Origin of the sequence: Nonomuraea sp. NPDC048901 (genome assembly GCF_040649695.1) — a bacterium.
Taxonomy (GTDB): domain Bacteria; phylum Actinomycetota; class Actinomycetes; order Streptosporangiales; family Streptosporangiaceae; genus Nonomuraea.
Window position 1 is genome coordinate 404,698 of sequence record NZ_JBEZFW010000006.1, and the last position, 14,636, is coordinate 419,333.

At 70.8% G+C, this 14,636-nt stretch carries 7 protein-coding genes; all 7 read left to right on the forward strand.

What is annotated here, in order from left to right:
• Positions 1–400: 400 nt before the first annotated feature.
• From AB0C30_RS23150 to AB0C30_RS23180, 7 genes are read left to right on the forward strand one after another with little or no spacing between them, the layout of a single operon-like run.
• On the forward strand, positions 401–1,114 hold the full coding sequence (locus AB0C30_RS23150; protein WP_357947341.1) for an alpha/beta fold hydrolase: 714 nt from the start codon (positions 401–403) through the stop codon (positions 1,112–1,114).
• A gap of 2 nt (positions 1,115–1,116) precedes the next feature.
• Complete coding sequence (locus AB0C30_RS23155) at positions 1,117–1,941, forward strand: SDR family oxidoreductase (protein WP_357948128.1); 825 nt, start codon at positions 1,117–1,119, stop codon at positions 1,939–1,941.
• A gap of 41 nt (positions 1,942–1,982) precedes the next feature.
• A complete protein-coding gene (locus tag AB0C30_RS23160) occupies positions 1,983–4,880 on the forward strand; it encodes an amino acid adenylation domain-containing protein (RefSeq protein ID WP_357947344.1) in 2,898 nt (965 codons plus the stop codon).
• Positions 4,873–8,007, forward strand: coding sequence for an amino acid adenylation domain-containing protein (locus tag AB0C30_RS23165; protein WP_357947347.1), 3,135 nt, complete (start codon positions 4,873–4,875; stop codon positions 8,005–8,007). Before AB0C30_RS23160 ends, AB0C30_RS23165 begins: the two co-directional genes overlap by 8 nt.
• A 12-nt stretch (positions 8,008–8,019) precedes the next feature.
• Complete coding sequence (locus AB0C30_RS23170) at positions 8,020–13,305, forward strand: amino acid adenylation domain-containing protein (RefSeq protein WP_357947350.1); 5,286 nt, start codon at positions 8,020–8,022, stop codon at positions 13,303–13,305.
• A 1-nt stretch (position 13,306) separates the two neighbouring features.
• A complete protein-coding gene (locus tag AB0C30_RS23175) occupies positions 13,307–14,056 on the forward strand; it encodes an AzlC family ABC transporter permease (RefSeq protein ID WP_357947353.1) in 750 nt (249 codons plus the stop codon).
• Positions 14,057–14,058: 2 nt separating this feature from the next.
• Positions 14,059–14,373 (forward strand): AzlD domain-containing protein, encoded by a 315-nt coding sequence (locus AB0C30_RS23180; RefSeq protein WP_357947356.1) that lies wholly within the window; start codon positions 14,059–14,061, stop codon positions 14,371–14,373.
• Positions 14,374–14,636: the final 263 nt, after the last annotated feature.

Sequence of the window (14,636 nt, forward strand, 5' to 3'; positions counted from 1 at the left end):
CTCCCCTTCATGCGTCGCGCTGTCCTCAATTCGCCAAAGCTGCGATCCGCAGACGCAGGGAAGCGCTCGAGGTCCCCCTCCCATGCGGCTCCCGGTAGGGCAGGCGGCATCAGGTCATGTGGTCATGATCGCTGCGGTGCCCCGCATTGTGGCATGCGGGCGGATGTTCGGCCAGAGATCCGGAGATCAAGGACGTCCGGCGTCGAGTATGGCCCCGCGCATCACATCCGAACCTTAAGTGTTTGTTAGATCGGAGATGTGGATCTTGACGGTGTCGATCAAGGATACATACGTTCGGTGACGTTTCGCGACTGTTCGCAGCGCCGTGACCCATCGACGCCGTGACAGGCGAGGCGACCCCCCACAGCCGAGACACCGTCTACAGACGGGAGAACGGATCATGGAACCCACCTACCTCATCTGCCTGCCCTTCGCCGGGGCCGGCGCCTCCTTCTTCAAGGGCTGGCAGCGCTACCTGGCCGAGGGCCTGAGCATCCTGCCGGTGCAACTGCCCGGCCGTGAGGAGCGCTTCGTCGAGCCTCCGCACACCGATGCCGCCCGCGCCGCCGACGAGGCGTGCTCGCAGGTGCTGCAGCGAATCGGCCCCGGTTCCCGGGTGGCCGTCTTCGGTCACAGCCTCGGGGCGGTGCTGGCGTACGAGCTGGCGCACCGGCTCAGCGGCGTGACCGGATTGCGGCTCGCCCGCCTGTACGTCAGCGGTTCCCCCGGGCCGTGGAGCGGGCGGGAGAGCCGCGCCACCGGCCTGGATGACGAGGCGTTCCTGGCACGGATCCGTTCCTTCGCCGGATACTCGCACCCGGCCCTGGAGGACCCCGAGATGCGGGCGCTGCTGTTGCCCATGCTGCGCGCCGACGTCGAACTGCACGAGAGCTACCGTCCCCAGTCCGACAAGCCGCTGTCCACACCGATCACCGCCGTGCACGGCCTCGACGACGAGCTGGTGGACATGGCGATGATCGCCCAGTGGGAGCGGGCCACGAGCGCCGGGTTCAACACCGTGGAGCTCGACGGGGGCCACATGTACCTGGCCGATGATCCCGCTCCCCTGCTGCGCGTGATCGGCGCCGAGCTCGCGACGCCGGATGAGCGGTGACGATGCGCCTGTCCGGGAAGACGGCCGTCATCACCGGTGCGGCCCGCGGGCTGGGCCGGGCCAGTGCCCGGATGTTCGCGCGGGAGGGCGCCGACCTGGTGCTGCTCGACGTCGCGCGCGATCTGCCGGGTGTGCCGTACGCGCTCGGCTCGGCCAGTCAGCTCGAATACACGGCCGAACTCTGCCGGGAGTTCGGCGTCTCCGTCCTGACCAGGCAGGCCGACGTACGGGAGACGCACGAAGTCGAGGCCGCGGTGTCCATGGCAATCGGGCGCTTCGGCCGCATCGACGTCCTCGTCAACAACGCCGGCATCGCCGCGCCTTCCGGCAAGGTGGCGCACGAGATCGACGAGCACGAGTGGCAGTTGATGATCGACGTCGATCTCTCCGGTGCGTGGCGCGCCATCCGCGCGGTCGGCAAACTGATGGTCGAGCAGCGATCCGGCAGCATCGTCAACATCGCCTCGACCGCCGGGCTGGTGGGATATCGGCACTTCGCCGGATACGTGGCCGCCAAGCACGGTCTCATCGGCCTGACCAAGGCCGTCGCGCTCGACTACGCCCCCCGCAAGGTGCGGGTCAACGCCCTGTGCCCTGGTTCCGTCCGCGATGACTCGCAGGTCGAGGGCCGGATGCTGGCGGAGATCGCGCGTTCGCTCGACGTGCCGGCGGACGAGCACGAGGAGGCCTTCGTGCAGGCCCAGCCCATGAACGCCCTCATCGAGCCGGACGACGTCGCCTCGGCCGCCGTATGGCTGGCCTCCGACGAATCCCGGCAGGTCACCGGCAGCGTACTCACCGTCGACGGCGGCTTCACCGCACGCTGACGCCCGCTCTTTCACCACGACCACGCTCTGGAGATCACCGCGTGCCCCGAACCGATCTCATTCCCCCAGACCGCTCGCCCTCCGCACACTGTCATGCCCGCCGCGTCAGGCTGCCCGATGGCGTTGGTGCCACCTGGCTGGCCGGACTCTTCGAACGCGCGGTCCGCACCTGGTGGGGGGACACGCCTGACCGGCTGCCCCGGCTCTGGGACGAGCGGGTTCCGGCCGCCTGCGACTCCGCGGTGGCGGGCCGCCGCGTCGAGGCCGAACTGCACCGTCCTTTGGACGCGGAGGGCGCCTTGCTGCGCGCGGTGCTGCTGCGGTACGCGGACGGGCCCGCCGACCTCGTGCTCGTCGCCCATCGCGCCAATCTCGACGCCCTGTCGCTGCGCGCCGTGGCCGACGTGCTCACCGGGCGGGCTCGGTATGAGGGATTCACCGACAAGACGGCGAGTCATGCCATCGCCGCCGCAGACGCCGAGACGTTCAAAAGATGGCGGGAAGCGGATTTTTCCGGACGTATTGCGTGGGCCAGCGGCGACGACGCGGCGGGTGACCGTACCGGCCTGGTCACCGTGGCGATAAGCGAGGCCGGAGCGGATGTGCCGGCCACGATGGCGGCGGCGGTCGGGCTGGTGCTCGGACGGTACGAGAACCAGGAGAACCCGGTCATCGGCGTGCTCGGCCCCGTGCCCGAGCGGCCGGAAGGAGCGCTGGGCGCGTTCGACGCCGGGCTCCTGCTGGCACTGGACCTTTCGGGCGCGCGCACCGCGGGGGAACTGGTGGCCGAGACCGCCCAAGCCCTGGCCTCGGGCGGCGGGCGGTGCGACGGGCGGCAGTACGCCGAACTCCTCGCGGAGACCGGCGGCCGGGCCGTGGCCGGTCTGCTCGCCGACGAGCCGGCGGAGAGCGGGTCCGGTACGCACGTTCCCTGCCAGACAGCCCCATTCCCGCTCACGATCGTGCCCGGCCACACCCCGGACGGCGGCCTTCAGCTGGTGGTACACCACCGGCTGGAAGACGTGGACGCCGACTCGGCCAGGCGCTTCGCCCGCCATGTCGCCCGCGCCTACGAGCAGCTGGCCAACGCGCCCGCCGGCCTGGTCCCCGCCGACGTCGAGCTGCTGGACGAGGCGGAGACACGGCAGGTGGTCGCTCTCGGCCGTCCGTTACGGCGGCTGGACCGGCGGCCGGAGCGGATCGACGACGTGTTCGCCGCCCGCGTGGCGGAGCGTCCCGACGCGGTGGCGCTCACCTGCGAGGGCCGCTCCCTGACCTACGCGGAACTGGACGCGCGCGCCGACCGCTTCGCCGCCGCCCTCCTCGACCGGGGCGTGCGTCCCGGGGAGCGCGTCGGCGTCTGCCTCGGACGCACGCCCGATCTCGTGGTCGCCATGCTGGCCGTGCTCAAGACGGACGCGGTGTACGTGCCCATGGATCCGGCCTACCCGGCCGATCGGCTGGCGTTCACGGCTCAGGACGCGGCCTTGCGCATCGTCATCGCGGACCAGGACTTTCCCGGCGGCGGGTCGGCGAGCGTGGTCAGGCCCGAGGAGCTGGAGACCCACGGCGGCGAGGCAGGCCGTGCCCGTCCAGAGCGGCGGGGGCCGGGTCGGGGGCCGGGTGAGGCCGCGTACGTCATCTACACCTCGGGCTCGACCGGGCGCCCGAAAGGCGTCGTGGTGCCGCATCGCAACGTCATCGCCCTGCTGTCGGCCACCCGTGACGATTTCGGGCTCGGTCCCGGTGACACCTGGACGCTCTTCCACTCCAGCGCGTTCGACTTCTCCGTCTGGGAGATCTGGGGAACGCTGCTCACCGGCGCCCGGCTGGTCGTGGTGCCGTACTGGGTCTCTCGCTCGCCCGAGGAGTTCCGCGAGCTGCTGGCGCGCGAGCGCGTCACCGTGCTGAACCAGACGCCGTCGGCGTTCGCCCAGCTCATGGAGGCCGACCGGCGGCAGGACGAGCGGCTGGCGGTCCGGCTGGTGATCTTCGGCGGTGAGCCGCTGGACGCCCGGCCCTTGCGGGCCTGGTTCGACCGGTATCCGGAGGACCGGTGCCGGCTGGTCAACATGTACGGCATCACGGAGACGACGGTGCACGTGACGGCGCAGAACGTGACCCGCCGTGAGGCGATGACCGGGTCGCGGTCCGTGGGGCACGCCCTGCCCGGCTGGCACCTGTACGTCCTCGACGAGCGCGGCCGTCCCGTGCCGTGCGGTGTCCCCGGAGAGATCCACGTCGGGGGAGACGGGGTCGCCCTGGAGTACCTGGACCGTCCCGAGCTGACCGCGCAGTGCTTCCTGCCCGATCCCTTCACCATGGGCCGCGTCTACCGCAGCGGCGACCGGGGCAGGCTGCTGCCCGATGGCCGGCTGGAGCACCTCGGCCGTCTCGACACCCAGGTCAAGCTGCGCGGATTCCGCGTCGAGCTGGACGAGATCCGCAACGTCCTGCTGGACGACCCCGCCGTCACGGCGGCCGCCGTGGTGCTGAACGGCGAGCGGGACGCCGCGGGAGCGCGCATCGACGCGTACGTGGTGCCGGCCGGCGGCGATCCGGCGGCGATCCGGCAACGAGCCGCCAAGGTGCTGCCGGAGCACATGCTGCCCGCCACCATCACGCCCCTCGACACGCTGCCACTCACCGCCAACGGCAAGCTCGACGTTCGCGGGCTGCCCGTGCCGGTCGTCGCGCCCGCCGCGCCGATCCGGGCTCCGTCAGGTGAGCTGGCGGGCGCGCTCGCCGCGGTGTGGGAGGCGGTGCTGGGCGTGCCCGTCGGTCCCGACGACAACTTCTTCGAGCTCGGCGGCAACTCCCTGTACGCCATGCGGGTGGCGGCGGCCATGCGTGACCGTGGCCTGCCCGCCTTTCCGATGCGCGAGCTGTACCTGCACCCGACGGTGAACGGCCTCGCGGGGGTGATCTCCCATGAGTGATCGGCTGCTGGACGGCTGCGACGGCACGGCCACGGACTATCCCCGAGACAGCCGCGTCGAGCGGCTCTTCGCCGAGCAGGTCGAGGCGGCGCCCGGCCACCCGGCCGTGGTGTACGGAGATACCACGCTCACCTATGCCGAACTGCACCACCGCAGCACTCTGCTGGCCCAGAGGTTACGCCGCGATGGGCTGCGTCCCGCGGAACCGGTGGCGCTGCTGCTGCCGCGTACCCCCGACCTGATCGTCGCGGCGCTCGCCGTGCTGAAGGCCGGCGGGTTCTACGTGCCGATGGACCCCGCCCATCCGGCGGATCGGATCTCCCAGCTGATCGAGGACAGCGGCGCCGGCCTCCTGCTGACCACACGAGAGCTGACCACGCGAGAGCCGGCCCGCGGGCCGGCCATCGCGGTGGACGCCCAGGACTGGTCGGCCGAACCCGAGGCCGACCTCCCCGCGCTGAGCGACGCGTCGGACGTCGCGTACTTGATGTACACCTCGGGGACCACCGGACGGCCCAAGGGCGTCCTGGTCCCGCATCGCGGCATCGTCCGGCTGGTGCGGGGCGTCGGCTATGTACGGCTCGACTCCACGGCCAGGGTGGCGCAGATCGGGGCGACCGGTTTCGATGCTTCCGTCTGGGAGACCTGGGCCGCCCTGCTCTGCGGTGGGACCGTGCACATCCTCGACCGGGAGACGTTCCTCGACGGCGCGCAGTTGAGGCGGGCGCTGGCGGACGGGGGTATCACCACGGCGCTCTTCACCTCCGCGCTGTTCAGCCAGCTCGCGGGCGAGGACCCGACCGTGTTCGGGCCGCTGCGGGACCTGCTGGTCGGAGGTGACGTGCTCTCGGCCAAGCACGCCAGGTCCGTGCTGCGGGCCAATCCGGGTCTGCGGCTCGTCAACGCGTACGGGCCGACCGAGAACGCGGTCATCTCCACCTGCCACGAGGTTCGCGAGCCGATCGGCGAACGCGTGCCCATCGGCCGCCCGGTGCCCAATACCACCGCGTACGTGCTCGACCAGGACAGACAACCGCTTCCAGCGGGCGTCGCCGGAGAGCTGTACGTCGGCGGCGACGGGCTGGCGCTCGGCTACCACGGGCGCCCCGACCTGACCGCGCGCGCCTTCGTCCCCCACCCTTTCCGGCCAGGAGAGCTTCTCTACCGGACCGGCGACCGGGCGCGCAGGCTGCCCGACGGGTCGATCGACTTCCTCGGCAGGACGGATCACCAGGTCAAGGTGCGCGGTCTGCGCGTCGAGCCGGGCGAGGTCGAGGCCGCGTTGCTGGCCCGCCCCGGAGTGCGCGAAGCGGTGGTCGTGGAGCGGCGCGCTCCGGATTCGTCCGACGGTCACCTACGCGCGTACGTCTCGGGTGAGCGGTCCCTGGAACCGGAGCGGCTGCGGACGGAGATCGAGCGCGTGCTGCCCGCTCACATGGTGCCCGCCCAGATCGTGGTGCTGCCCGCGCTGCCGCTCAACGTCAACGGGAAGGTGGACCGGGCCGCGCTGCCCGAGCCGATCCCCGCGGGCGGCGGGACGGCTGGGGACGAGCTCGAGCGAGAGCTCGTCGAGCTGTGGGAGGACGTCCTCGGCGTGCGCGGGATCGGCGTCGACGACCCGCTCGACCGGCTGGGCGGCAGCTCGCTCACCGCGACCCGGCTGGCCGCCAGGGTGCGGAAGAGGTTCGGGGTGGCCTGTCCGGTCTCGGCCGTGCTGGCGGTCCGTACGGTGTCGGCGCTGGCCGACCTGGTCCGTGCCGCGGACGGCGCCGACGTGGTGGGGCCGCGTCCGTGCCAGGCCGGCGAGCGGACCCCGCTGTCACCCCAGCAGAAGGGCGTCTATGTCGAGCAGATCAAGGACCCGTCCAGCACCCAGTACAACCTGCCGATCGTCGTCGACCTCCCCGGCCGGATCGACGCCGGACGGGTGCGCGCCGCTCTCGCGACCCTCGTCGAGCGGCACGAGATCCTGCGCACCGACGTGGCCGTGGGCGACGACGGGCAGCCGTACCAGCGCGTTCACGAGGTGCTATGTACGGCGCTGGACGAGGTCGGCCTGTTTCGCGGTGCGAATCTCGACGGCTGGACCGAGAGGTGGATCCGCGCCTTCGACGTCCATCAGGCCCCCCTGTGGCGGGCGGCCCTGGCGCGGCATGACCATGGGACCCGGCTGGTGCTGGACATTCACCACCTCCTCACCGACGGCCGCTCGCTCGCCCTCCTGATGGCCGAGTGGGCGGCGCTGCTCAGGGGCGAACCGCTCCCCGAGGTGGAGCTGCGTTACCGGGACTTCGCGCAGTGGGCGAACGGGCCGGAGCGGCGCGTGCTGTCCGAGACCCAGCGTGGCTTCTGGGCCGAGACGTTCGCGCGGCCGGTCAAACCTCTCGATCTGCCCATCGACCTGCCCCGGCCGGCGGTCCGCCGGACGGAGGGGGACCACCTGCCGTTCGCGTTCGGCGCGGAGCGCAGCCACGCGGTCAGGGAGCTGGCCCGCGCCCAAGGGGTGACGGCGTTCCAGGTGATCCTGGCCGTGTACACCGTCTTCCTCGGACAGGTGAGCGGGGGCGACGACGTGACGGTCGGGACGCCCTTTTCCGGACGGCACCTGCCGGGCGTGGACCGGGTTCAGGGGATGTTCGTCAACACCCTGTGCCTGCGGGCCTACCCGGCCCCCGAGCTGCCGTTCCGCGCGTATCTGCGAGCCGTGGCCCGGCACGCGGTGGCCGCCGGCGACCACCAGGATCACGCGTTCGACGCTCTGGTGGCGATGCGGGGCGAGCATGACTTCAGCCGCCACCCGCTCTTCGACGCGTTCTTCGCGATGCAGGACATGGGGCTGCACCAGGTGGACTTCCTCGGCGGCCGGCCCCGGTGGCTGCCGGAGGCCACCCGGCGCACGATCTTCGACCTGGACCTGCAGGTCGAGGACTCACCCGAAGGGTACGAGGCCCGGCTGGCGTACGCCACGAACCTCTTCCTGCGCCCCACCGTGGAGACGTTCCGGGACGAGTTCCTGTCCTTGCTCGACGCGGCACTCGCCGAGCCGGACACGCCGCTCGGCGAGCTCGGCCGGGCGCCTTCGGCCCGGCCCGGCCCGCCCGCGCTCGCGTTCGACTTCGACTTCTGAACTGGAGGGGCCATGCAGTCCATCGAGACCCTGGGCAGGCTCAAGGTCGCGGCCGCGAAGCGTCGCCGCGAGGGGGTGTTCTGGCGCGCCCAGCTCGCGGCGCTGCCCGAGCGCACCGGCTTCCCGTCCGACACGCACGGTGGCTCGGCAGGGGAGGCGGCGCGCGCGGTGACCGCGCTCGACCTCGGCCCCGAGCTGACCGCCAGACTCGGCAAGCTGGCCCGGGGCCAGGACATCGCTCTGCGTTCCGTGCTGATCGCCGTGACAGGCGCGTTGCTCCAGCGTTACGGCGGTGGCGCCGAATCCGTGCTGGCCACGCCTCCCGCCCCCGTGCCCGCCGGACCCACGCCGCTGGCCTCCTCACTGGTGCTGCGGCTGCCGGTCACCCGCGACACCACGCTGCGCGGGCTGCTGGGCGAGGTCGGGGACCGGCTGCGGGCCGCGATCGAACACCAGGACTACCCGATCGAGCTGCTCGCCGACGAGTTCGGGACCGCGGCGGGGGAGGGGGACGATCCGTTCGCCGACGTGCTCGTGGACGCGGTACGCGACGAGGCGGATCCCGCCGGACGGCCCGGCTTTCCGCTCGCCTTCGCCTTCGTACGCGGGCCGGCCGGGCTGGCTCTGGAACTGCGGCACCGGACCGGCACGCACGGCCCCGACACCGCCCGGCGGCTTCTCACGCACTGCGTGATGCTGCTCGACCAGGCCACCGCCTCGCCCGACACGGCGATGGCCGCCTTCGACCTGCGATCCGACGACGATCTGGCGCTGATCGACAAGGCGAACGACACGGACGCCGCCTTCGAGGACACGGTGCGGCTCGACGAGCTCTTCAGCCGCCAGGTCACCGCGACCCCTGACGCCGTGGCCGTGGTGGGCGACGGCTTCCTGCTCACGTACGCCGAGCTGAACGCCCGGGCCAATCGCCTGGCGCACACGCTGCGCGCCCGCGGCGTGGGCCGCGACGACCTCGTGGCCGTGCTGGCGGACCGCTCGCCGGAGATGCTCGTCGCCGTCTACGCCGTGCTGAAGGCGGGGGGCGCGTACCTGCCGATCGACCCGGGCAACCCGCGCGACCGCATCGCGTACATCCTCCATGACAGCGCCGCCCGCCTCGTCCTCACCCAGCCCCGCCACCAGGAGCTGGTCGGCGACGGCGTCGCCGTCCTGGACCTCATGGACGAGGGGTCCTACGCGCAGGAGGTGAGCACGCCGCCGGTCGAGGGCGGCGCCCGCGACCTCGCGTATGTCATCTACACCTCGGGTTCGACCGGTGCTCCCAAGGGCGTGCGGATCGAGCACCGGTCGGTCGTCAACCGCATCGGCTGGATGCAGAAGGCGTACCCGATCAACTCCACGGACGTCATCATGCAGAAGACGCCCACGTCGTTCGACGTCTCGGTGTGGGAGCTGTTCTGGTGGACGTTCGCGGGGGCGTCGGTGTGCCTGCCCGAGCCCGGCGCGGAGCGGGAGCCGGAGGCGCTGACCGCCGCGGTCGAGCGGCACCGCGTCACCACGATGCACTTCGTGCCGTCCATGCTCGGGGCCTTCCTCGACTTCGTCTCGGGAACGGGCGAGCAATGGAGGCTGGGCACCTTGCGGCAGGTGTTCGCCAGCGGCGAGGCGCTGCCGGCGCACCACGTGCGACGCTTCCACGAGGTGGTCACGGGTTGCCGGCTGATCAACCTGTACGGGCCCACCGAGGCGGCCGTCGACGTCACCCACTACGCCTGCCACGGCGGCGAGACCATGGTGCCGATCGGGCGGCCGGTCGACAACACGCGTATCCACGTGCTCGACGCGGACCTGCGACCCCAGCCCGTCGGCGTCCCGGGGGAGCTGTGCGTCGCGGGGGTCCAGCTGGCTCGCGGGTACCTGGGTCGCCCCGAACTGACGGCCGAGCGCTTCGTCGCCGCGCCCCAAGCGGGCGAGGAGCGCGTCTACCGTACGGGGGACCTGGCCCGCAGGCTGGCCGACGGCGGCATCGAGTACCTGGGCCGCATCGACCACCAGGTCAAGCTGCGGGGATACCGCATCGAACCGGGTGAGATCGAGGAGCGGCTGCGGCAGCACGCCGCCGTGAGGGACGCCGTCGTCATCCCTCGCGGACAGGATCATCTGTGCGGTTACGTCGTGGCCGCCGAGCCCCTGCCCGAAGATGAGCTCAAGGAGCACCTGAGGCGCACGCTACCGGAGTACATGGTCCCCGCGCGCCTCGTCACGCTCGCCTCGTTCCCGCTCAGTCCGAGTGGCAAGCTGGACCGCCGCGCGCTGCCCGACCCCGGCGAACCGGCCCGCGCAGTGGACCACGTCGCCCCGCGCACGCCGCAGGAGGCGGACCTGGCCCGCGTCTGGGCCGAGGTGCTCGGCGTCGAATCGGTCGGGGTGCACGACAACTTCTTCGCGCTCGGCGGCAACTCGATCCACTTCGTCACCGTGCTGGCCAGGGCGCGCGCGTGCGGCCTCGACTTCACCTTCCAGCAGCTCTTCGAGAATCCGACCATCGCGAGTCTGGTCGCTCTCGCGCGGGACGCGGATCCGGCGACGCGCCCGCTCCGGCCGTTCGAGCTGCTGACGCCTGAGGACCGGGCGAAGATCCCGGCCGGGGTGGCCGACGCCTACCCGATGACGCAGCTCCAGGCGGGACTGGTCTTTCAGAGCGAACTGTCACACAACACAGTCGAATATCACGACATCATCAGCTACACGATCCAGAGTTCGTTCGACGCCGGATGCTTCGAGCGGGCGGTCCGGCACATCGTCGCCGCGAACCCGATCTTCCGTACCAGCTACCACCTCACCGGCTACAGCGAGTACCTGCAACTCGTCCACGAGGACGCGCCGTCACCGCTGTACATCGCCGACCTGCGCGGTATGCACGAGGACGAACAGGACGCCTGGTACCACGTATGGGCGGAGCGGGAGAAGGCTCATCGCTTCACCTGGACCGAGCCCGGCCTCGTCCGGTTGCACGTGCACGTGCTCGGCGACGACCTGTTCCGCTACACGCTCAGCCAGCACAACTCCGCACTGGACGGCTGGAGCATCACCCTGGTGCACACCACGCTGTTCGACACCTACTACCGGCTGCTCGACGGACGGCCGCTGCCGGACGTGGAGCCGGACGGGTACGCGCGCGACTACGTCTCACTGGAGCGCCGGTCCCTCGCCGACGAGGGCCACCGTTCCTACTGGGCGGGCGTGCTCGAAGGCAGCACCTTCGCCGAGGTGCCCCGCACGAGGGAATCGGCGTCGCCGGACGTCTTCCCCGTCGTGTTCCACGAGGTGGAGTTCCCGCGCGGCCTGTCCGACCGGATCGTGGCGCTGGCCGGGGCGCTGTCCGTGCCGGTCAAGAACGTCGCGATGGCCGCGCACGTCAAGGTCCTCTCCCTGATCACCGGCGAGCGCGACGTCATGACCGGGTACGAGCACAGCGGCCGGCCCGAGGCGGAGGGCGCCACCCGTTCGATCGGCCTGTTCCTCAACACGGTGCCCTTCCGGGTGCGTACGGGCGAGGGCTCCTGGGAGAGCCTCGTGCGCGACGTCTACCGGGCCGAGGTCGAACTGCTCCCCGCGCGGCGATACCCGATGGCGCGGATGAAGCACGACCTGGGGACACAACAGGCGCTGTTCGAGACGGCCTTCAACTTCACGCACTTCTATCTGCTCAGGCAGCTGGAGGCGCTCGACGGCTTCTCCCTGCTCGACGTGCGGGCCAACTCGGAGACGGAGTTCGTGCTGCGCGCCGAGTTCTCCCGGCACTTCATCACCGACGAGGTACGGCTCAGCCTGCACTACCACGCCCACCTCTTCGAGCCCTGGCAGGTGGCGCGGATGGGGGCGTACTACATCGCCGCGTTCGAGCAGATGACAGCCGATCCGGCCGCCCTCCATCACCTCGCCGATCTGCTGCCCGGCGAGGAGAGCGCGGCGCTGATCGCGATGGAACAGAGCGAGAGCGTCCTGCCGAAGCTGGCAGACCATTATCGGGCGCGGGTCGTCGACGAACACGGTCTGCGGGTGCCCTTCGCCACGCCGGGGCGGATCGTGCTGATCGCCAACGGGGTCACGATCCCCACCACAGGTGTGTACGGACGCCGCATGCCCGGCGGCCTTGAGCTGTTCCAGGCACCCCGACGCCTGACGTTTCACCGTTCCGAAGAGCGGAGTGCCGCCGGAGAGACGGGCCGTCACCCCAGCCGTCACCCCGGCCCTCGCCCCAGCCGTCGTCCCACCGGAGCGGTGGGACCGCGCATCGCGGAGGTGTGGTCCAGGGTGCTCGACGTGCCGCTGGAGCAGATCACCCTCGACGGCAACTTCTTCGAGCTCGGCGGCAGCTCGCTGTCGGCCATGCGGGTGGTCATGGAGTTGGAGGGGCTCGTGTCGCTCACCGACCTGATGCGCAACTCCACCCTGGGACCGCTGTGTGAGGTGGCCGAGGCTCGTCTGAACGATGGCGCGTCCACGTCCCGCTCGCCGCTGCTTCGCTCGCTGTCGGCCGACCCCGGCCGGGCCCGGGCCGCCCTCGTGTGCTTTCCCTACGCGGCCGGCAACGCCGTCAACTTCGAGCCGCTGGCCACCGCCCTCGACAAGGCGGGCGCCGACGTGGCCGTCTATGGCGTGGAGCTGCCGGGCCACGATCCCGGCCATCCGGACGAACCCTTCCTGTCCATCGAGGAGGCGGCACGGCGGGTGGCGGAGGAGGTCCGCGCTCTCGCCGAACGCCCCGTACTGCTCTGGGGCCACTGCGTCGGCTCGGCTCTGGCCATCGAGACCGCACGCTTGATGGAGGCGGGCGGAAACGCGCCGCTCCACGTCTTCGTGGCCGGAAAGCTGCTGCACGACGCCCGGACCACCCGCGAGTCCATGGAGCGGGTGGACGCGATGACGGATGAGGACATCGTGCGCTGGCTCGTCGAGGCGACCGGGTACTCCGGGCTCGACGTGCTCTCACCCGAGCAGGCGGCCTTCGTCACCAGGACGTTCCGGCACGACTCCGGCTCGGCCAACGGCTATCTGCTGGCGGCGGCCGAGCGGGGGCCCGTGGCCAGGCTGCGCGCGCCGCTCACGGTCGTCCATGCCTCGGACGATCCGCTGACCCCTGACCATCGGCGGAGGTACGAGGACTGGTCGCTGTTCGCCGATCGGCCGCGGCTCGCGGAGCTCGGGCCCTTCGGCCACTACTTCTGCCGGACGGCCCCGGACGCCGTGGCCACACTGCTGCACGAGTTTGTGCCGCGTCCGGAAGACCCGCCGGGACCACCTACGAAAGATCGATGGAGCGAAGCGCACTGACATGACCACCACGAACACCCCCCAGGCGGTCACACCGCTGACCCCCGGCCAGCAGTACCTCGCCGGAGCGAGGAGCATGGTGCCGTTCCTCGCCTCGGCCATTCCCATGGGCATCGCCGGAGGCGTACTCGGACTGTCGAGCGGGCTCTCCGGCTGGGCGACCCTGGGCCTGGCGATGGCCGTGAACTCCGGCACCGCCCAGTTCGTCGGCTTCGCCCTCATCGCCGGCGGCACGGGCTGGGCCGCGATCATCCTCACCACGCTCATCCTGGGGCTCCGGATGCTCCTCTACTCCACCATCCTGATCCCGTACATCAAGGAAGTGCCCCAGCGGTGGCGGGTGCTGCTCGGGTTCGGGCTGATCGACGAGGTCTTCTTCGTGGCGATCGAACGGCTGAGGAAGGGCGAACTCACCCACAACAAGCACATGTTCTTCCTCGGGGCGTCCTCGCTGCTGTACGTCACCTGGATGCTGTGCACGGCGGTCGGCATGTCCCTCGGCTCGGCCGTCCCGGACGTGCGGGGGCTCGGACTGGACTTCCCGGTGACTGCCATGTTCATCGCCATGCTCGCGATCGGGCTGGCGAACTGGCGCGTGACCGCGGCCATCTGCGCCGCGGGGGTGACCGTGATGCTGGCGCGGGGCCTGCCGTACAACCTCGGCGTCGTGCTGGCCGCGGTGGTGGGAGCGGTGGTGGGGGCCGCGTGCGAGTACGCGGCGAAGTCGAGGACGAAGGAGATCGCCCGATGAGTATGGCGCTGCTGATCCTCGGCATGGGGTTGTGCAGTTTCCTGCCGCGCTACCTGCCGCTGGCCCTCTTCGCCGACAGGGAGATGCCGCCGCTGGCGGAGACGCTGCTCAGGTACACGCCGCCGGCCGTGCTGGCCGCACTGGTGTTCCCGGCCGTTCTCGCGCCCTCGGGGAACGGCGTCGAGCTGACCCTGACGAACCCTTATCTGATAGGCGGCGCGGTCACCTTCGCCGTGGGTCTGGTGTCGAAAAGGTTCCTGCTTGTGACAGCAGTCGGAATTGTCGCTTTCTATCTCAGTCGCTGGCTTGTCGGCTGAATGTTATAGGCGTCTTAAGTTTGTCGAAATTCATTTGACACCCGACATTGCGCGGGCGATTTCGCATGCCCACATAACGGCTCTCAACTGGTGAGACATCCTTGACAAATAGCTATTGCGAGATGATCCGGTCGCCCGTTAAAGTATGGCCCGCAGGTGCGGACTCGCAATAAAGAGACGGGGCATCTTTCGCGTTCGGTCTGTGCCTCAGGCGAAACGACCAAGAAAGGATGACCGGGTCTCCATGACGACCGTGTCCGCTG